Source organism: Synechococcus sp. BS55D (assembly GCF_004332415.1).
Classification (GTDB): Bacteria; Cyanobacteriota; Cyanobacteriia; order PCC-6307; family Cyanobiaceae; genus Synechococcus_C.
In genome coordinates this window covers 692,558-711,339 of the sequence record NZ_PHQT01000001.1, presented here as the reverse complement: position 1 = coordinate 711,339, position 18,782 = coordinate 692,558, and the positions used below count along the sequence as shown (strand labels likewise).

General features: G+C 60.9%; 21 protein-coding genes and 1 tRNA gene. 10 read left to right on the top strand and 12 right to left on the bottom strand.

Annotated elements, in window-relative coordinates; genetic code table 11:
- Positions 1–97: 97 nt before the first annotated feature.
- Positions 98–889 carry an HAD-IIB family hydrolase gene (locus tag CWE16_RS03460; RefSeq protein WP_443081600.1) on the bottom strand — a complete coding sequence of 264 codons (792 nt, stop codon included), beginning with the start codon at positions 887–889 and terminating at the stop codon, positions 98–100.
- 2 nt (positions 890–891) lie between these two features.
- Positions 892–2,616: an alpha-amylase family glycosyl hydrolase gene (locus CWE16_RS03455; protein WP_236629535.1), complete on the bottom strand. Its 1,725-nt coding sequence runs from the start codon at positions 2,614–2,616 to the stop codon at positions 892–894.
- An 85-nt stretch (positions 2,617–2,701) separates the two neighbouring features.
- Here CWE16_RS03455 and CWE16_RS03450 point away from each other — a divergent pair, with 85 nt between their 5' ends.
- Positions 2,702–3,985, top strand: a complete 1,284-nt coding sequence (locus CWE16_RS03450) for a glycosyl transferase (protein ID WP_131592907.1) — start codon at positions 2,702–2,704, stop codon at positions 3,983–3,985.
- Between the two features lie 37 nt (positions 3,986–4,022).
- On the top strand, positions 4,023–5,114 hold the full coding sequence (gene aroC / locus CWE16_RS03445; protein ID WP_131592905.1) for a chorismate synthase: 1,092 nt from the start codon (positions 4,023–4,025) through the stop codon (positions 5,112–5,114).
- 3 nt (positions 5,115–5,117) lie between these two features.
- Here the strand turns inward: aroC and CWE16_RS03440 are convergent, their stop codons facing one another.
- From CWE16_RS03440 to CWE16_RS03420, 5 genes are all read right to left on the bottom strand, one after another.
- Positions 5,118–5,837, bottom strand: a complete 720-nt coding sequence (locus CWE16_RS03440) for a histone H1-like repetitive region-containing protein (protein WP_131592903.1) — start codon at positions 5,835–5,837, stop codon at positions 5,118–5,120.
- Positions 5,838–5,876: 39 nt separating this feature from the next.
- A complete protein-coding gene (locus CWE16_RS03435) occupies positions 5,877–6,581 on the bottom strand; it encodes a bifunctional 4-hydroxy-2-oxoglutarate aldolase/2-dehydro-3-deoxy-phosphogluconate aldolase (RefSeq protein WP_131592901.1) in 705 nt (234 codons plus the stop codon).
- Complete coding sequence (gene ftsH3, locus CWE16_RS03430; protein WP_131592900.1) at positions 6,556–8,406, bottom strand: ATP-dependent zinc metalloprotease FtsH3; 1,851 nt, start codon at positions 8,404–8,406, stop codon at positions 6,556–6,558. Before ftsH3 ends, CWE16_RS03435 begins: the two co-directional genes overlap by 26 nt.
- A 46-nt stretch (positions 8,407–8,452) precedes the next feature.
- Positions 8,453–9,622 (bottom strand): sulfate adenylyltransferase, encoded by a 1,170-nt coding sequence (sat, locus tag CWE16_RS03425; RefSeq protein ID WP_131592898.1) that lies wholly within the window; start codon positions 9,620–9,622, stop codon positions 8,453–8,455.
- Positions 9,623–9,728: 106 nt separating this feature from the next.
- On the bottom strand, positions 9,729–10,553 hold the full coding sequence (locus CWE16_RS03420; RefSeq protein ID WP_131455947.1) for a photosystem II manganese-stabilizing polypeptide: 825 nt from the start codon (positions 10,551–10,553) through the stop codon (positions 9,729–9,731).
- 138 nt (positions 10,554–10,691) lie between these two features.
- On the opposite strand from CWE16_RS03420, the gene CWE16_RS03415 reads away from it, so the two are divergent.
- Positions 10,692–10,988, top strand: coding sequence for a hypothetical protein (locus tag CWE16_RS03415; protein WP_131455944.1), 297 nt, complete (start codon positions 10,692–10,694; stop codon positions 10,986–10,988).
- Here CWE16_RS03415 and coaBC read toward each other — a convergent pair.
- Together coaBC and isiD are read right to left on the bottom strand one after the other, a co-directional pair.
- Complete coding sequence (gene coaBC, locus CWE16_RS03410) at positions 10,961–12,232, bottom strand: bifunctional phosphopantothenoylcysteine decarboxylase/phosphopantothenate--cysteine ligase CoaBC (RefSeq protein WP_236629534.1); 1,272 nt, start codon at positions 12,230–12,232, stop codon at positions 10,961–10,963. The genes CWE16_RS03415 and coaBC overlap by 28 nt on opposite strands.
- Before the next feature lie 23 nt (positions 12,233–12,255).
- Positions 12,256–12,468: a protein IsiD gene (gene isiD / locus CWE16_RS03405; protein WP_131455940.1), complete on the bottom strand. Its 213-nt coding sequence runs from the start codon at positions 12,466–12,468 to the stop codon at positions 12,256–12,258.
- Between the two features lie 60 nt (positions 12,469–12,528).
- Between isiD and CWE16_RS03400 the strand changes: the two genes are divergently transcribed.
- From CWE16_RS03400 to CWE16_RS03380, 6 genes are all read left to right on the top strand, one after another.
- Positions 12,529–12,601, top strand: a tRNA-Ala gene (locus CWE16_RS03400).
- Between the two features lie 21 nt (positions 12,602–12,622).
- Positions 12,623–12,784: a PCP reductase family protein gene (locus CWE16_RS03395; RefSeq protein ID WP_131455938.1), complete on the top strand. Its 162-nt coding sequence runs from the start codon at positions 12,623–12,625 to the stop codon at positions 12,782–12,784.
- Complete coding sequence (locus CWE16_RS12090) at positions 12,781–12,939, top strand: hypothetical protein (protein WP_164498749.1); 159 nt, start codon at positions 12,781–12,783, stop codon at positions 12,937–12,939. Before CWE16_RS03395 ends, CWE16_RS12090 begins: the two co-directional genes overlap by 4 nt.
- A 56-nt stretch (positions 12,940–12,995) precedes the next feature.
- Positions 12,996–13,196 carry a hypothetical protein gene (locus tag CWE16_RS03390; protein WP_131455936.1) on the top strand — a complete coding sequence of 67 codons (201 nt, stop codon included), beginning with the start codon at positions 12,996–12,998 and terminating at the stop codon, positions 13,194–13,196.
- A 234-nt stretch (positions 13,197–13,430) separates the two neighbouring features.
- Positions 13,431–13,772, top strand: a complete 342-nt coding sequence (locus CWE16_RS03385; RefSeq protein WP_131455934.1) for a DUF565 domain-containing protein — start codon at positions 13,431–13,433, stop codon at positions 13,770–13,772.
- Positions 13,773–13,836: 64 nt separating this feature from the next.
- Positions 13,837–15,348, top strand: coding sequence for an NAD(P)/FAD-dependent oxidoreductase (locus tag CWE16_RS03380; RefSeq protein WP_131592894.1), 1,512 nt, complete (start codon positions 13,837–13,839; stop codon positions 15,346–15,348).
- On the opposite strand, the gene CWE16_RS03375 is transcribed toward CWE16_RS03380, so the two are convergent.
- Positions 15,291–16,349 carry an aspartate carbamoyltransferase catalytic subunit gene (locus CWE16_RS03375; RefSeq protein WP_131592892.1) on the bottom strand — a complete coding sequence of 353 codons (1,059 nt, stop codon included), beginning with the start codon at positions 16,347–16,349 and terminating at the stop codon, positions 15,291–15,293. The two genes, CWE16_RS03380 and CWE16_RS03375, sit on opposite strands and share 58 nt — an antisense overlap.
- Positions 16,346–16,972 (bottom strand): DNA-3-methyladenine glycosylase, encoded by a 627-nt coding sequence (locus tag CWE16_RS03370; protein WP_131593053.1) that lies wholly within the window; start codon positions 16,970–16,972, stop codon positions 16,346–16,348. Before CWE16_RS03370 ends, CWE16_RS03375 begins: the two co-directional genes overlap by 4 nt.
- 120 nt (positions 16,973–17,092) lie before the next feature.
- Here CWE16_RS03370 and CWE16_RS03365 point away from each other — a divergent pair, with 120 nt between their 5' ends.
- Positions 17,093–18,109, top strand: a complete 1,017-nt coding sequence (locus tag CWE16_RS03365; RefSeq protein ID WP_236629533.1) for a carbamoyl-phosphate synthase — start codon at positions 17,093–17,095, stop codon at positions 18,107–18,109.
- Positions 18,110–18,479: 370 nt separating this feature from the next.
- On the opposite strand, the gene CWE16_RS12085 is transcribed toward CWE16_RS03365, so the two are convergent.
- Positions 18,480–18,635, bottom strand: a complete 156-nt coding sequence (locus tag CWE16_RS12085) for a hypothetical protein (protein ID WP_201737947.1) — start codon at positions 18,633–18,635, stop codon at positions 18,480–18,482.
- Positions 18,636–18,782: the final 147 nt, after the last annotated feature.

The window sequence follows — 18,782 nt, the reverse complement described above, 5'->3', positions numbered from 1 at the left end:
CGGTTGATCTGGAATCAACAACAGGTTCAGATCAACTGAACCGGAAAGCCCCCTCTTCGGAGGGGGCTTTTTGTTGTGCGCTCCTTGGTTTGGAAACTCAGGCTGCAACCACACTGCGCACGGCTAACGCCCACCCAGCTGCGTGGGGTGCTTCCGCCAGCAGGAAGCGGCCTGAATCGAGAGCCTCAGCGAACACTGGATGAGGACCCGCTGGCCCGGGGACAACAACGGAAACATCGGCTGCATTCAGAAGCGGTAAATCGTTTGGGGAATCACCAAGGGCCAAAACCTTGGCCTTGTGGGGCTGCAGGTGATCCTGCAAAGCGCGCAGTGCTCGCCCCTTGCTCACCCCCGCACCCAGCAGGTGCCCCATGCGGTTCCCCTGCACCACCGCCACACCAAGAGACTGCGCCAACTCCGACAGTCGCGCGCGCTCATCCTGCGGCGGAGGAACAAACGGAAGACTCCAGCTCCGGCAACAGGCCAGACGCAACGCCTCCCCCTCCAAACCAAGCAAAGCGCGGGCTTCCATGCCTGAAAGACCATCAATCACTGGCAACGATGTGCCGAGACGATGTTCCAGCTCGAGCAACACGGGCCGCAGATCAGCTGCAGGCACTCCCAGCGCCAACGTCCAGGGCTGACCATCCATGGACTCGCCATGCACGGCCCCACCGTTCTCAACGATGTAGGGATCGTGGAGACCAGCCTCCGCTCGAAAGCGGCGCACCTCCTCAGCCGTCTTACTGGTGCATGGGATCAGAGGGATCCCTCGATCCTGCAACCAGCCAATCGTCTCCCGAGCAGGCTGCCAGTCGTAGCGATGGTCCATCAAGGTTCCATCGAGGTCGCTCACCACCCACCAAGACCATGACGAGGAGGCAGGCATGCTCATGCTGTCGTGAACCAGTGCGCTGCAAAAGGCTCCAGATCAAAGGCCTGTTGGGCCTCGGAGAAGGTCTGACCGGAGAGCAAATCCTGCCATCGGGATCCAGGAGGGGTAGCGATCAAAGCGCGCAAGGGAACACTCAGTCGAGCATCACTGAAATTGTGAACAGCCAGCAGCGTTTCTGCCCCTTCGCCCCGCTGAAGGATCACCAAATCGGAACGCCCCTGGCTAAGCACCTGCATCGGTGCCCAAGGCTGTAGGGCTGGTTGCTCAGCTCGCACCTTCATCGCCTGACGCAGAGCGATCAACACCCTGCTGGCCTCAGTCGTTGGGTCAGCGAGAAGCCGCTCCAGGTGATCCACTGAATACCGCGTTCGGTGGAGATCGCGCCGATGGCCCGTGCGCCGAAACGAGGCGCGATCGTTTGGACTGGCCAGCAACGCCGGAAGGTAGAAGGCGGGCACCCCCGGAAGGGCGAGCACAAGCAGCTGCGTCAGCAAGAAACGCTGACGCTGCAGGCGTGAGGCATCGATACCAGCATCAGCCATGGCGCTCCACCAGCTGATGTTGATTTCATAGGGCACCTCGCGACCGTCCTCAAGACGGCGGTGGCTCACCAGCCCGCCTCGCTGCTCACACTGCTGCAGCAACTGCAGCAATCGCTCAGGCTCCATCAAGCCCTCAAGGGGGCGCAAACCGATTCCGTCATGACAGGCGCTGAAATTGAGCAGGGACGTATCCGGCGGAAGCTGAGGCCAACGCGATAACCAGCTGTTGAGCAGATCAGCCCGCCGACTGAGGCTGGCCTCTAGCAGCAAGGGCGGCAGTGGAAAGTTGTAGGCGAGATGGGCTTCAGTCCCAGATTGCAGATAAGAAAGGTTCTCCTGCTCAGGCACATTCGTCTCCGTCACCACCACCCCGTCCACACAGCGCGCCTCCAGCAGGAGCCGCAGGATCTCCACCAGCCGATGGGCCTGAGGACGGTGGATGCAGTCGGTGTGGGGCTCTTTCCAAACAAAACCAACCGCATCCAGGCGCAGCCAGCCGACGCCATGGCTGCAGAGACGTTCCAAGAGACGGTTGAAGCCAAGCAACACCTCCGGGTCCCGCCAGTTCACATCCACCTGATCGGGCCCAAACGTGGTCCAGACCGTTTCCGGCCCATGATCCGTCGCCAGGGTGGTGAACAGCGACGAACTGCGTGGACGCACCACTCGATCCCAGCAGGGGTTGGGTGTAGCGGCCAGAACACAGCGCGCGGAAGGTTGCTCGCTACGCAGAAAACCCCGAACCCAGGGATGGGAGGCGGACACATGGTTCAGCACAAGATCGGCCATCAAGCAACGCCCGTTGGCAAGCGCCGCCAGATCACTCCAGGAACCGAAGCGATCCTCCAGCTCCTCATGACTCGAGACGGCGAAGCCACCATCACTGGTGGACCTCAGAAACGGCAGCACATGCAGAACCGTGGCGAGGGGGGCGAGATGATCGTCGATCAACCGCTTCAAGCTGCACAGGCCAGGCTCAGCCTCCGCCGTCACCGCATCGGCGTAGGCGATCAAGACACACGTGGCACCGTTCCAGCGGCGTTCGGCAGCAATCTCGGCATGGCCATTTCCTGACGCCACTCGGGAATGCAGCAATTGCGACGACAGCGTCTCGAGTTCCTCAGAAGAATGCTGGTCGTAGAGATCCGCGAGAAGCGATGGCAACGTTTGATGCTGCATCCGCTGCTGCTGCTGCATCGATCCATCGGCAACTGCCCCAGGTATGGGACAGCGCTCTACGACCTGTTGTCGCATTAATCACCACATGGATTTTCAGCAGGGGTTGATCGCCACCATTCATGACTACGGGCTTGGCAATCTGGATCTTCCCGGCTTCCGGCGCCAGCTCCAGCAACGGCCTACAGCCCTACTGATCCCCTGCCTGATGGAGGAATTCAGCCGGCCGGCCCTGGGCTTGATCCGTGACGTGCTCGGGGACCTGCAAGGGCTCCATGAACTGGTGATTGCCCTTGCAGCAGACGGCCCGGAGGATGTCGCCGCAGCCGAAGCCTTCTTCAGCGGCATGCCCTTCCCGGTGCGTGTGCATTGGACCAATGGACCAGCCGTTCGTGAATTGCTGGAGTCGATGCGCGAGCTGGGCCTCGACGTCACTGGACCGGCAGGTAAAGGCTGGGCTGTTTGGCAGGGTCTGGGAGTGGCCTGCCGGCAAGCAGAGGTGATCGGCCTGTTTGATGCCGACATTCGCACCTTCTCTCCGGCCTACCCGGAGCGAATGCTGAGGCCACTCCTGGACCCTTCCCACGGCGTGGCCTACGTCAAAGCCTTCTACAGCAGGCTCTCCCTGGAAACACAAGCCCTGCAGGGACGTGCGACACGGCTGTTCGTTGGTCCTCTGCTGGCGAGCCTGGAACAGATCTTCGGGCCACTGCCTTATCTGCGCTACCTCCAGGGCTTCCGCTACCCGCTCGCAGGTGAATTCGCCTTCAGCCGCGATCTGGCCATGAACCTGCGGATCCCCTCCGACTGGGGGCTGGAGATCGGTCTTCTCTCTGAGGTTTATCGCCACGTGGCGTCCAGCCGAATCGCCCAAGTGGACCTGGGACTGTTTGATCACAAACACAAAACCCTTGGTGCCACCCCTGCGGAAGGACTGCAGCGGATGGCGGCTGAAATCCTGCGCACCGTGCTTCGCGGAGTCATGGAGCATGAAGGACGCAGCCTGGCGCCGGAAGAATTAGCCACCCTCGAAGTGCTGTACCGCAGGGTGGGAGAAGACCGGGTGCGGCAGTTCGGACTGGATTCAGCGATTAATCGTCTTCCCTACGACCGCCACAGCGAAGAGCTCGCGCTCCAGAGCTTTGCCACTCTGCTGAAGCCTGGAATCCACCAGCTGATGGAGACTCCAGTCGCCCATCAGCTCCCTAGCTGGTCGCGTCTGGTCAGCTGCACCCATGGGTTGCAAAACGATCTGGCAGCCGCTGGATCAATCAAGAGCTCCAGCATCACAGCACCGCATCAACGGCCGACCTTGCGCCATCGCCCCGCCACAGCTCGACGCCCTCGGCCTGCCGCCGCACCCGCAGCCTGAAGACGAGTCTTTACGCTCTTGCTAGCAGGGAGCCCCCATGGGCAGCAGTTTCGGCGATCTCTTCCGCATCAGCAGCTTCGGTGAATCCCATGGGGGAGGCGTCGGCGTGATCGTCGATGGATGCCCACCGAGGCTGGAACTGGATCTTGAGGCCATCCAAGCGGAGCTCGACCGGCGTAAACCGGGGCAGAGCAAAATCACCACGCCGCGAAAGGAGGACGACCGGGTCGAGATCCTCAGTGGACTGCTGGATGGCGTCACCCTTGGAACACCCATTGCCTTGGTGGTGCGCAACAAGGACCAGCGTCCGCAGGACTACAAGGAAATGGAAGTGGCCTTCAGGCCCTCCCATGCCGATGCGACCTACCAGGCGAAATACGGCATCCAAGCCAGGAGCGGTGGCGGTCGCGCCTCGGCGCGGGAAACCATTGGTCGCGTGGCGGCCGGCGCGATCGCTCGGCAATTACTTCGCAAAACCCATGGAACGGAAGTGATCGCCTGGGTGAAAAGGATCCATGATTTGGAGGCAAGCATCGACCCTGCAAGCGTTCAGGCCGATGCGGTGGAGGCCAACATCGTTCGCTGCCCTGATCCGCTGATGGCCGAGCGGATGATCGAGCGGATCGAGGCGATCGGACGGGATGGCGATTCCTGTGGCGGTGTGATCGAATGCATCGTGCGCCAGCCACCTGTGGGGCTGGGGATGCCGGTGTTCGACAAGCTTGAGGCCGACCTGGCCAAGGCGGTGATGTCGCTACCCGCCACGAAGGGATTCGAGATCGGATCGGGCTTCGCCGGGACTCTGCTCAAAGGCAGCGAGCACAACGATGCCTTTCTGCCCACAGACGATGGTCGCCTGCGCACTGCCACCAACAACTCCGGTGGGATCCAGGGAGGCATCAGCAACGGCGAACCGATTCTGATGCGGGTGGCCTTCAAACCCACCGCCACCATCCGCAAGGAACAGCAAACGATCAATGCCGCCGGCCAGGCCACGACCCTGGCTGCAAAGGGACGGCACGACCCCTGCGTGCTGCCAAGGGCCGTACCGATGGTGGAAGCGATGGTGAATCTGGTGCTAGCCGATCACCTCTTGCGCCAACAGGGTCAGTGCACCCTGCTGGCGTGACCCTTAGCTGCGAGCCGGAGAATTGATCCCGTTGCTTCCAGCGGTGGTTGACAGCAAGCTGCCGCCGCTGGCCAGACGCCCCGCTGCCTTGGCCATACGTTTGGCCACCGAGGTGCTGGTGCTTCCTGCCGCAGCCGTTTTGCGGGCGCGACGAGCGGGCCTGGGTTTGGAGACGACGGTTGCGGCTGTCGCAGCACCTGATCTGCCCACACCAGCCTTCTGCGCAACAGCCTTCTTCGCGACTGGTTTCTTAGCGACTGGTTTCTTCGCAGATGTTTTCGCAGACGTCTTCGCAGCTGTCTTCGCAGCAGCCGACTTTTTGGCCGCTGGCTTCTTGGCACTCACTGTCTTGGCGACGGCTGTCTTGGCAACAACTGTCTTCGCAACAGCTTTCTTCGCAACAGCTTTCTTCGCCGAGCGCACGGGAGAAGACTGTGCTCGGGCCCGATGAGTGAGCACCATCACCCACTCTTCATCGGTGAGCGATGAAGGCTTGCTGCCATGGGCATTCGCAAGCTTGGCCGCTTTCTCAATGTCCTGAATCAGATTCGTCCAGGACGTCGCGAAACGCTTATCGGACTGAGAGCGGGCACCACTCTCGACAAGAGACTCCACGACACCTGCCGCAGTGACCTTTTTGCGGCGGCGGTTGAAGATCTCCTTCTGAAGTTGAGCGATCAGAGCATCGGCCTTGTCGCTCAATTTGATCGACAGCTGAGACATGAATCCACAAATACCTATCTCATCTGTAGCATCCGGGACTCAAGTCGACCAGCGATTGCTTTCCAGCCATTCATGCAGCACCGGATCGAGGCAATCAGCGTGGATCGCCGATCGACCCAACGCAATAGCGTCATAGCCGGCTTGCAACCAATCGCTCAGCTGATTCACGCGCAGCCCACCGGCTGCGACCATGAACGGCAAGGACCCCATGGGAGCCGACAACTGCCGGTGGTAGTCAATCCCCAGTGCCGCTGCGGGGAAAAGCTTGACAAGCCGGCAGCCCTGTAAAGCAGCACGGTGAATCTCCGACGGTGTCATCACACCAGGAACGAGCACCTGGTCGAGGGCGCGGGAATGGGCGATCAGATCGTCATCAAGACAGGGAGACATCGCATAAGCGAGCCCAAGCTCGGCCGCACACTCCAATCCATCCCTGCAGACAATCGAGGCAGCCCCGAGGGAGAAGGCCGGAAAGCGGTGTTGAATCGCCTGGATCAGCTCCGGCCAGCGTGGGTGCCGGCTCCAGGCAACCTCCACATGATGAACATCATGGAGGGCGAGACTTTCGAGCAGCCTCCAAAACGAACCAGCCTCAGCCAAGGGCCGATTGAGATCTGTGTCGTGGGGGCGAACCACCATCAAGAGTGGTTGCCGCCGTAACGACGCGATCAGATCAAGCTGCCGGCTCTGCCAGCAGCTGACCTGCCCAACACCAGGGTCAGACGTACTCAGCGACCCGCACATCACGACGGATCAGCAAGTCCTGCAGATCCTCCGCATCGACCGTCTCCTTCTCAACAAGCATGTCGGCCAGTTCATCGAGAACAGATCGGTTGTCGTTCAGCACCTTGGTGGCGCGACGATAGGCAACCGCAACGAGATCAGAGACCTCTTCATCGATCGTTGCCGCAGTGTCTTCCGAGAAATCGCGCTCGGCGGCGATATCGCGGCCGAGGAACATGCCGCCCTGGGCACGACCAAGAGCCACCGGGCCGAGCTTGTCGCTCATCCCGAAACGCGTGACCATCTGGCGAGCCACCTGGGCGACCTGTTGAAGGTCATTGGAGGCACCGGTCGTGACTTCGTCTTCGCCGTAAACGATCTCCTCAGCGACACGACCGCCTAAGGCCACCGCCATCTGATTCTGCAGGTAAGCGCGGGAATAAAGGCCGGATTCCATGCGCTCCTCACTCGGGGTGAAGAACGTCAAACCACCAGCATTGCCGCGAGGAATGATCGAGATCTTCTGCACCGGGTCGTAGTCAGGCATCAGGGCGCCCACCAGAGCATGACCAGCCTCGTGATAAGCAACAAGGCGCTTACGACGCTCGCTCATCACCCGGTCTTTCTTCTCCGGACCAGCCATCACACGCTCAATCGCGTCACTGATCTCGTCGTTGCTGACCTCGGTGAGTTCACGACGGGCCGCGAGGATCGCCGCTTCATTCAGCAAGTTGGAGAGGTCAGCGCCGGTGAAGCCGGGAGTACGGCGGGCCACTTTGTCGAGATCGACGTCCTTGGCGAGGGTCTTGCCACGGGCATGAACCTTGAGGATCTGCAGGCGACCGTTGTAGTCAGGGCGATCCACCACAACCTGACGATCGAAACGACCTGGACGCATCAGAGCGGCATCCAGCACATCCGGCCGGTTTGTGGCGGCCACAATGATGATCCCGGTGTTGCCCTCGAAACCATCCATTTCGGTGAGCAGCTGGTTGAGGGTCTGCTCGCGCTCATCATTGCCACCACCAAGACCTGCACCCCGCTGACGACCAACGGCATCAATCTCGTCAATGAAAACAATGCAGGGAGCATTCTTTTTCGCCTGCTCGAACAGGTCGCGCACGCGGCTGGCACCGACGCCCACGAACATCTCGACGAACTCGGAGCCGGAGATCGAAAAGAAGGGAACCCCTGCTTCACCGGCCACGGCCTTGGCTAGCAGAGTCTTACCGGTGCCGGGAGGACCGACCAGCAGAACGCCCTTGGGAATCTTGGCTCCAACAGCAGTGAAGCGGTCGGGATTCTTGAGGAAGTCGACAACCTCGGTGAGTTCGAGCTTGGCCCCTTCAATGCCAGCCACATCACCAAAGGTGATTTGGGTGGAGGGTTCCATCTGAACCCTGGCCTTGCTCTTGCCGAAGTTCATGGCGGGGTTCCCGCCACCACCACCACCTTGGGCGCGGCGGAACAGGAAGAACAAGCCGCCCAGCAGCAGCAGGGGGAAGACCAAACTTCCTGCAGCCTGCTGCCAGGCACCTGGCTGACGGGTGGGCTGCACCGCAATATCGACGTTGTGGTCGGTGAGCAGCTTGAGCAGATCCTTATCGGGGGCGAGGTTGACCTCAGCGCGTCGTCCGTCGTTCTCAACCACCTGCGCGGTGCCCCGATCGGGAGAAATCAGCACACGACTGACTTGGTTCTCCTGAACCGCCTCCACGAAGTCGCTGTAACGAAGGGTTCGGGCAGCAGTGGCTGGATCAGGACGATCCAGAAACGCCGTACCAACGACGATCACCACCACCACCAGGAGGACATAAAGCCCCACGTTGCGCCAGCGCTTGTTCAAGGTTGTCTTGCCTCTGATGAAGGAATGTTAATGGGATCCTGAGGACTCAGGCGGCCCGAAGCACGTCAACAACGCTACGGAAGGCGAACCACTCGGGAATTTCCTCACCGCTGCGGAGCATCTTGCGGAACTGGGTGCCGCTGAGCTTCTTCACATGCAGGCCTCGAGCCTCGGCATGTTCGGCGGTGACGTATCCCTCCTCCTCGGTGTAGACGAGGTTGAGAGATGGAACCGTTTCCATCATCAGTTCCGGTGCACACTCCTTGGCAAAGTTCTGGGCGTCGTAAGGGCCATAGAAGTCATCACCGGTGAGTGAGGACTTACAGCCAGCCATATCCCGACCAATGATGAAGTGGGTGCATCCGTAGTTGCGGCGGATGATCATGTGCTGAAGGGCCTCGCGGGGGCCAGCCATATGCATGGCATAGGGCAGATAGGCCCAGCGGATGCTGTCGTTGTTCACTTCAGCGGCGAGGCGCTCATAGGTCTGAAAGCGCACCACACCAGGGATGTCGTCCTGCTGGGTGGGACCGCAGGTGGGATGCACCAACACCACAGCGTTCTCACTCACGTTCTGGGCATGAAGCGCACGGGTGAAGAGCTCGTAATGGGCTCGGTGGATCGGGTTGCGGCACTGAAACGCCACCACGTCCTCGCCGTTAGGCAGCCCGGCGCGAACTTCCGCCGGGGTCTTGCAGGGAAACACACGCTTGGGCAGCTCCAGGCCCTGGATCAAACCGCCGAGATAAAACCGCTTGCGCTCCATCGTGATCATGCGCACGGCGGGGTGCTCGATGGAGGTGGTGCCGTAGCAACCCTTGGCCTCAACCACCTTGTCGGGCTCCCACTTGTCCTCAACCGTGAGCACCGCCAGGTCCTGGCCCTTGTAGGTCAGCAGCACCTTGTCTCCGACGGCGACATCGTCGCAATCGGTATCCATCACGATCGGCAAACCGAAGAGATAGCCGGAGGTGGTGCGATGACCCGCTACCACGGCGTCGTAGTCGGCCTGATGCATGAACCCCCGCTCAGGGGAGAAGCCACCGACCACAAGCAATTCCACATCGCAGGCATTGCGGTCGGAACACTCCAGAGTCCGCGTGGCAGAAGCCTTCAGGGCAGCTCGCTCCGCCTCCGGAACCATCAGATCCACCAGAGTTCCCCCGTAGGGAGCGATCACGCCGGAGGCCCGGGAGGGGGAGGAGGTCGCGGTCATGGCAGGCCTTGGCTGGATTCAGACAACGGCGCGATTCTCCCAGATCACACAAAAAAGGGGGACCTTGGCCCCCCGATGCGTCGTTGTGATGGAAGCGGTCAGCCAATCAGGCCTCTTCGAGGCGACCGAAGAGCTCACCACTGATCTTCACGTCAACAGGCTCCTTACCACCCATGTCGGTGTCAGAAGGCTGGATCGCCGTGAACACGCCAGCGAATTCGCCGGTTTCGCTGTCGACCTTGGTGATCGAGAGGCTCATCTGGCCGGTGCCGTCGATGTAGCGCTTGACGTTTTCACCCTTCAGCTCGTCGTCATCTCCCCCGAGGGCCACCAGACCCTGGGCGTACTCCACGCCGGTGGTCAGGGCACGACCCTTGGGATCGAGGAAGTTGCTGGTGCGGTAGCTAGGGGTGCGATAAGCGCCTTCGAAATCGGTGCTGGTGTTGAGAACAGCACCGTCAGCCTTGGCCTGGAGATTCTTGCTGGAGAAGGTGAAAGGCACCTCTTCTCCGCCAGGAAGCAACACGGTGATGGGCTGGAAGTCGATGCCACCCTCTTCGCTGAAGCTGAGTCCATCACTGGACACCGTCAGGGTGCCGTAGACCTCATCAAGGCTTGAGGTGTAGCGGGTGAGGATTTTGCCCTCGACGAACTGAGCTTCCTGACGCTTGTTGGTGGGCTCGCCCTTCACGAACACCTGGGAGGGGTGAAGGCAGATGCCACGCAGCTCATAGGAGCCACCAGCATTGAGGCTGATCGAGCCGCGGGCTGAATCGGAAAGGGTCGGGCAATCATTGGCTTTGCCCGTGTTGACGATGTCTTCGTAACGGGTGGCATTGGTACGGTCCACCGCTTGGGCATCACCACTGCATGCGGTGACCAGGGTGAGACAGAGAGCCAGCACCAAGGCCAGCAGAGGACGGATGCTCATGGAAGAAAGCCAAAAGGCCAGACGATGACGGTATCCACCGATCAGGCGGATCCTACAGGGGTTAAATCCTGGAACCGGCTAGCCTTTTGCAGCTCTCAACAACCCGTCGCGAACCGCGTGTCCAGCACCGATCCAACCATGACGAAGGGAGACCTGCAGGAGAGGCTCAGCCCCCTGCTGTCGGCGCTGGAAGGCCTAGCCGCTGAAGAGAATGGCGATCCGGAGGCTCTGCTCGAAATCCTTCGCAGCCTCGAGGCTCTGCATCGAACGATCCAGGAGGGCCCCTTCCGAAGCAGCCTTCCGGAAGACCGCAACAAGCTGTTTAGCTTCCTTCAGACTCTTGAGCGCAGTGGCGGCTGGCCCTACATCCCCCGCCTGCAGCTGAAGACCTTCATCGCCCTCCTCGATCAGGATTCAGCCTCGATTGCAGCCTGAATCAGGCTGTCCAGCAGCTGGTGGGCCAGCCGTAATTTGCTGGTGACCGGCAACTCCTCCACCCGATCCTTGGGCATGAGCAGCCAGCCACCATTGTTGACCGCACCAAATCCCTGGCCGGGACGGTCCACTGGATTGGCAAACAGCAGATCACAACCTTTGGCCTGACGTTTGCTCCGGGCCTGCTCGAGCAGAGCCGATGACTCACCACTGAGGGCGGCGAATCCCAGAGCCACCTGGCCGGGGCGACGGGTTTGCATCAACCCTGCGAGCAGATCTGGCACTGGCTCTAGATCCCCCAACAGATCGGCGACCATCTGCTGCTTGGGCAGCTTGACGCCGGAGGGTCCACCGCGTCGACGCCAGTCAGCAACAGCGGCCGCCATCACCAGGGCATCGGACGAAGGCCAGTGCTGCCCTAGGGCCTGCTCCATGGCGAGGGCACTGGTCACTGGATGACAGGCAAGCCCCTCCAGCCAGGCGTGCGGCACATCGAGGGGGCCATGCACAAGCGTCACCTCCGCTCCGCGCAGGCGAGCTGCCTGGGCGATCAGCACGCCCATCCGACCGCTGCTGCAATTACTGATGAACCGCGCTGGATCCAGCTGCTCCCGCGTGGGGCCGGCTGACACCAGCACCCGACGGCCAGACCAATCGAAAGACAGCGCCCCGCCGGCAGCCTGTTGTTCCAGAACACTGGAGGCCGCAAGCTCGATCAAAGCGGGGTCGGCCATCCGCCCATCGCCGAGCCGGTCACAGGCGAGCAGGCCGGATTCCGGACCCAGAGCCAGCACCCGGGGATGGGCCTGCAGCTCCTGCCAATTGCGCTGCACGGCCGGATGCCGCCACATGCCGGTGTTCATGGCCGCGGCCGCGAGCACGGGACGCTCCGTTGCGATCAGCACCCCAGCCAGCAGTCCCTCTGCCAGCCCCTGGCTCCAGCGGGCCAGGCTGGTGGCGCTCAAGGGGGCAACGATCACAAGATCGGCCCATTCCGCCAGGGCGATATGGAGGGGCCTGGGTTCTGCAGGGTCCCACTGGTCTTCATCCTGATAGCAACGATGGCGGCTGAGGCTGGCCAACGCCGTAGCGCTCACGAGGCGTGAGGCACTGGGCGTGATCAGGCAGCGCACCTCGGCGCCGGCCCGAACCAGGGCACTCACCAGCAGGGGTGTCTTCACCGCTGCAATGCTTCCGCTGGCAGCGACCAGAAGACGCTTCCCCTGGAGAGGTGAGGAGGTCACGCCATCAGTGCCAGCCAAGGGAACTAGTCCTCATCAAAAGGCTCCTGGTCGATCAGATGCACATAGGGAAACGTGAGCTCTGGGCGATGAATCGCGAGGGCCCGCAACAGGTGCCAGTCAGCCAGCCCAGCGAAGGGGGTGGCGTAGTCATCGTCCTCCAGACGCCTGGCCAGGTCGGCAACACCCTCCTCATCAAAGCGGGCGAGCTGTTCCTCCGTGATACCTGCACTGGACATGGGGCCGCCTGGCGCGCCTGTCCATTCTGCCTGGGCTCAGACGCTAGTTTTTCGTCTGGGGGGGAATTAGCTCAGCTGGTAGAGCGCTGCGATCGCACCGCAGAGGTCAGGGGTTCGAGTCCCCTATTCTCCATTGAGACCAACAGGACCAGACGTGGACTGGAGCGCAGACGCAGAGCAGGCTCTCAAAGAAGTGCCGTTCTTCGTGCGTCCAGCCGTGCGCAAGCGCATTGAGTCGATGGCCAAGGAGAGCGGTCGATCCAGCATTGATGCCGCCTTCTACGCCGAGGCCCGCGCCCGGTTCGGCCAGTCATGAGCAGCCCCTGGCCCAGCTCGCTCCCCCGCCCCCCGTTGCTGACGGGCTTGGGTGCGTTGGTGACCTTGAGCGTGATTGCCAGGCCCTCCGCCCTTCTGACCTTTGCGCTGATCGCCCTTGCTGGGCAGTGGAGCGAAGGGCGTCGACAGCCCTGAGCGACCAGCCTGGGATGACGATTTGGTAAAAGAGAGGTTGAGGGGTATACGCACCGATGTCTCAGTCGAAACGCGAACAGGTGGTGAGCCATCTGCGCTACATCCGCCAGGAACTTCGTGAGATGCATCAGGGCGTCATGGAAGATGGCCTGCTGCCTGAAGCAGGTGAAGTGCGCGGAGTGATGGCCCAGATGGAAGCACTTCTCGAGTTACTCGAAGGCAAAGGGTCCCGCAAAGCCAAGGCTGATTCCGACTGATTGCTTCAGCCCCCCTTGCCAAGGTGACCTAGGCAAGCTTTCCTTCGCCAGACCCCATCACCCGGCTCGGGCTCGCCCGAGCTTTTTCATAGCAATACCCCATCTGTAGCGCCAGAAGACGGCACGATCACCAGAAATGGTGTATACAGGCATTGGCAGGGCTACGGGCCGGGTGATGGGGATCGTTCGGTTCACCCCCTGCCTCCTTTTTTCTGACGTTCGAGCCGTCGACTCATGGCCGCGCGTTTGCAATCCACCAGGCTCCAGCGCAATTTGGGCGAGTGGGCTAGCCGTCTTGAGGCCTGGGCAGACAATCCTTGGCGACGCGCTTCTCTGCTGGCCATCGTCTTGATGGGTGGCTTTTTTTTCGGAAGTTCAGTGGCGAGCATCGCCGGCGCAACCGGCCAGCTCGATCCAATCGCCGCCCTGGTGACGGTGGCACTGCTGGAACTGATGGTGAGGCTCCGGCGCAGCTGGCGTCCCCTCAATCAAGGGGGCCTGGCCTTGCAAGTCCTCGACATGGGCCGTTTCGGGCTCTTGTATGGCCTTCTTCTCGAAGGTTTCAAACTGCTCTGACGGCTCACGGACAAATCGCCGGGTTATCCATACCCTTCGGGAAAGCCCTACTGCGTCTTGTCCCATGGCTGGAGACCATTTCTTTCTGGAGCTCGAACCACCTGAGGAGCGACTTCGCCATGCCCCCCATGTGGTGATCGTGGGCGGTGGCTTTGCCGGGGTGCGCGCCTGCAAAGCCCTGGCCAATGCAGACGTGCGCATCACCCTGATCGACAAGCGCAACTTCAACCTGTTTCAACCACTCCTGTACCAGGTGGCAACCGGACTGGTCTCCCGTGGGGATGTGGCCACCCCCCTGCGCCAACTGGTCGGCCGCCAGCGCAATGTGCAGGTGCTCTTGGGGGAAGTCACCCAGATCAATCCAGAAGGCAAGCAGATCGTCTTCAACGGCAAGGCCTACAGCTACGACCACCTGGTGTTGGCCACCGGCTCTGGCAGCACCTTCTTCGGCCATGAAGACTGGCGCACCTTCGCGCCGCCGATGAAGATCCTCGAGCACGCCGAGGAGATTCGCCGCCGGTTGCTGATGGCCATGGAGCAGGCCGAGCAGACGCCTGACCCTCAGGCCCGTCAGTTCCTTCAAACCGTTGTGATTGTGGGTGGTGGCCCCACCGGATGTGAGATGGCCGGCGCGGTTTCCGAGTTGATGCGTAACGCCATGCGCCGGGAATTCAGACAGCTGGACCCAGCCAAAACCAGGATCGTGCTCGTCGATCCCGGGGAGCGACTGTTGCGGGCCATGCCTGAACTGCTGTCGGAGCGAGCCCAGCAGACCCTGGAGGGTCTTGGTGTGGAGATGCTGTTCAAAGGTCGGGTGCAGACGATGCAACCAGGGGAAGTGACGGTTGGCACCCCCAATGGCGATCGACGCCTCCAGGCCGCCACCGTGATCTGGACCGCCGGCGTGCGCCCCTCCCACCTGGGGCGCAAGCTGGCCGACTCGATCGAGTGTGAACTGGACCGTGGGGGCAGGGTGGTCGTGGAACCCGACTTCTCCGTGAAAGGGCACCCCGAGATCCGCGTCGTGGGTGATCTCTGCTGCTACAAGCACACCAGCGACGGCAACCCACTCCCGGGCATGGCCGGCCCGGCCACGCAAGCGGGGGGCTTCGTGGGCAAGGACATTGCAGCGATCATCGCCGGAACCAATCGTCCCAATTTCAGCTGGTTCGACTTCGGCAGCATGGCCGTGCTCGATCGAGTGGATGCCGTCGCCGATCTGCGCGGCTTCAAATTCTCAGGAGGCATCGGCTGGCTGCTCTGGGCTGCTGCCCACCTGGCCTTCATGCCCGATCGGGAAAATCGTCTCTCCCTCCTGCTGAAGTGGATCTTCGCCGTGGTCTCCCAGGCCCGGGCCTCCATGCTGCTCACTGGCATGCCCAGCCAGCACATGGGTCTTGATGCACCCGACGCGCCATTCCCGATGAAGAGCGGCAGCGGCCCCTCGATCGCCTCTCCGGATGCGGCTCTGCAAGCAGCCATGGAGTACTACTCCAATCAGATGTCAGGCCAGGGCCATCAACCCACCGAGGCCAAGGCCGCATCAGCGGACGACTCTGCAGCTGCCATCAAATAGAGCAGTGCCATCCGGATCGGGATGCCATGACGCACCTGCTCCTCCACCAGACAACGGCCACTGTGTCGGCCAGTGTCGTCGAGCAGGGCCCCGGTCATCTCCACCCCACGGTTCACCGGGCCGGGGTGGAGCACCGGCACTGGCTTGCCACACCGCTCGAGCCGGGCATGGTTCAGGCCATAGTCGCGGTGATAGCGATCCAGATCGGTGAGCAGGTGCTGGCTCATGCGCTCTTTCTGCAGGCGCAGGGTCATCACGGCGTCGGCACCAGGCAAGGCCTCGTCGAGCCGATGGCTCACGGTCACGGAACCGCGATCGGGCACCGGGTCCACAGACTGTCCAGGTGGTGGCGCATCCACGAAGCCGGCAAAAGCGGACGGCAGAAGGCTGGGGGGGCCGCAGAGCACCACATCTGCACCGCAGGCGGTGAGGGCCCAGAGATTGGAGCGGGCCACCCGCGAATGCAGGATGTCGCCCACGATCAAGATCCGTTTACCCCGCAACGCCTCAGGCAGTGGGTGCAGAGGATCGAAATGATGGGCCAGGGTGTAAAGGTCCAGCAGTCCCTGGCTGGGGTGGCTGTGGAGTCCATCACCACCATTGAGAACCACCGTGCGCTCACCAGACGCCTCTAAAGCCTCCGCCAGCTGCTGAGGAACACTGGTGCACTGATGGCGCACCACGAGCACATCCGCGCCCATGGCCACGTAGGTGCGGGCCGTGTCGAGCAGCGATTCCCCCTTACTCAGAGAACTGCTGCCCGGCGAAAAACTCGACACATCGGCAGACAGACGCCTAGCCGCCAGCTCGAAACTGCTGCGCGTGCGGGTGCTGGGCTCAAAGAAAAGGGTCGCCACGAGGCGTCCCTGCAGGGCAGGGAGCTTGCGGGCACCGGTGACGGGCATGGACCGGAACCGATGGGCAAGCTCAAGGACAGCGGCGTAGTCCTCCCGTGAGAAAGCCGCAAGATCGAGGATGTGGCGATGGGTCCAGCGACTCATGGAGACTCCAGCCCGTCCGGGCTCCAGGCCTGCGCCTTCCCAGGCATGCGATCACCAGAGGCGCGACGGCTGATGCTGCGGCTGCCCCTGAGGTACCAGCGCCAGGGCAGATCCTGCCCCTGGGTAATGCCGATCCGTGTGGTGCTCACAAGCTCAGGATGACCGAGAAGGGAAGGCCGGTTCGCCAACCACACGTCATTCTCCCCACAGACGGAGCTGCTGTCATGGCTGCGGTCGATCCCGAAGCGACGGGCCAGTAGCCCAGGTCCCGCTGCCACGCGCTCAGGCTCACCTGGCAGCGCCACAGCCCGGAGCAACACACCATTGGCCCAGTCCGCCCGATCGGTCACCACATTCACGCAGTGGTGAATGCCGTAGCTCACAACCACATAGAAACGCCCAGGCTCACCAAACAGGGTTTCGTTGCTGGGGGTGCGGCGGCGATACCCGTGGCAGGCGGGCTCCTCCTGTGAATACGCCTCCGTTTCAACAATCACGCCCCAGAGCAACTTGCCATCCGCTTGGCGTTTCACCAGCAGGCAACCGATGAGCTCGGGGGCGACCAGCTCGGCAGGGCGGGCGAAGAAGGCTTTGGGGAGCGCTGGGGAGAGCGGGGTGGCTATGGGAGTGGCTTCAGAGATGGATAGACGGAAGAATGCCGCCAAACCGAGAACTGACTAACTGATACAACATCACGCTGTCTTCAGGCGCTATGAGTGCGGACGTTGTCAAGTTATGCCGTGATGCAGAACTTCAACCGCCTCAGCCAGCTCTCATCAGGCTGTGTCGCTCTCGCACTGGCATCTCTCTCCCTTGTCATCAGCCCTGCCAAAGCTGAGACCCCCGAAGCCGAGGAGGGCACAGCAGCAGATCTGGGCGTGATGAACGTCTCCCTCAAGGATGCCGTGCAGTTCAACTGGGGCTTTCAAGGGGCACTCCAAGGAGCTGGCACACCCAACCAAGCAGGCATTGGAGGGTTCTTGCCTCTCTCCGTGGGAGAAAACAGTGTCTTCTTCCTTGATGCACTGGCAAACGTCAACTTCGCTGATTACGACAACTACAGCAGCATCATCAACACCACCGTTGCTGGCACCACCATCTCCACCTCTTCCCGCTTGGGGTATCGCTGGCTGAATGGTGACCGCAGTTGGATGTATGGCATCAATGCGGGCTATGACACCCGCCCGATGGCAACGGGTCCTACTGATACAGGCATTCCAACTTTTGGCACCGAAAAAACAGTTTTCTTCCAGCAGGTCGCAGTCAATGCAGAAGCTGTTTCCAACTCTTGGAATTTCAATGCTTATGCGCTGGTGCCCGTTGGCGATACGGAGCAACAACTAAACTGGTTGTATCAAGGCGGGGCACTGGATACTTATGGGCTTGATGTTGGTTACAGCATCACACCTGATTTACGGGCATCTGTTGGTTATTACTACCAATACAGATCGCAAGAGCACGTCAACGGCTCAGGCGTTAGCGGCAGGCTTGCATATAATCTGGCGAATGGACTAACTGTTGGCGCGAACCTCTCCTACGACCAAGCATTTGATACCAGGGTTTCGGCAGACATCAAATATCGCTTTGGATCCAATGGCTACCACTCACCACAGAAGAAGAACCCTTCTGTGACGCCCGTCATTCAGGCGCTTACAGCGACACCTTCCAACAGGGATGTGCGGGTGCAGGATGCGCAGTTGCAATCAAGCAACATCAATTCAGGTTTTATAGATCTTGCCACCCAAGGTCCTCCTGACTAACCGCTGAACTTCCACTTGGCGTCTGCAGGAATGGCAGGGGCTTTTTATTTCTTCAATAGACCACCAAGAGCCATCACTCAGCCTCCAATACCTGGAACCATTGCAATCAATGCAGCCTGACATCAGGCACAACGAGGCACTGAGCGCAAAACCGAAAAATCCAGGGCACACCAAAGCCATCTTAAATATTTCTCTACTTACTTCTACTCTTATTCCCTCAACACATTCACCAATAACTTCGCTCCCTATCGCCATCACGGATGCCATTGGCACGCCTAAATCTCACCGCCACCTGATGCCAATACTCTGGGATTTGATTGAGGCGTAGGTCAAACACAAAAGGTAGTTACTGCTGCCCTGGCTGACACTTTCACCTTGACGCCCTGCCCTTAGGCGTCTTGGCGTATTCCCGTTGGATTTGGTTGATGAGAAGACCTTGCAGGTCTCTATAAGCCTTATTGACCTTCTGCACCTCCTGCAGCATTGCCGCTTCCACATCAGGCAACCGAATGGTGATGGTCTTCATTTGATTGCCTCCAGTCGCTCCAACTTTTCAGCAATCGCTTCTCTACAGAATGCTGAGATATTCAGGCAACGGCTTCTTTTCAACAGGAGCAGTGCCTGATGGAGCCTGTGGGCGTCTCCTTCTGGGTAGGTGATGGTGAGTTGATTT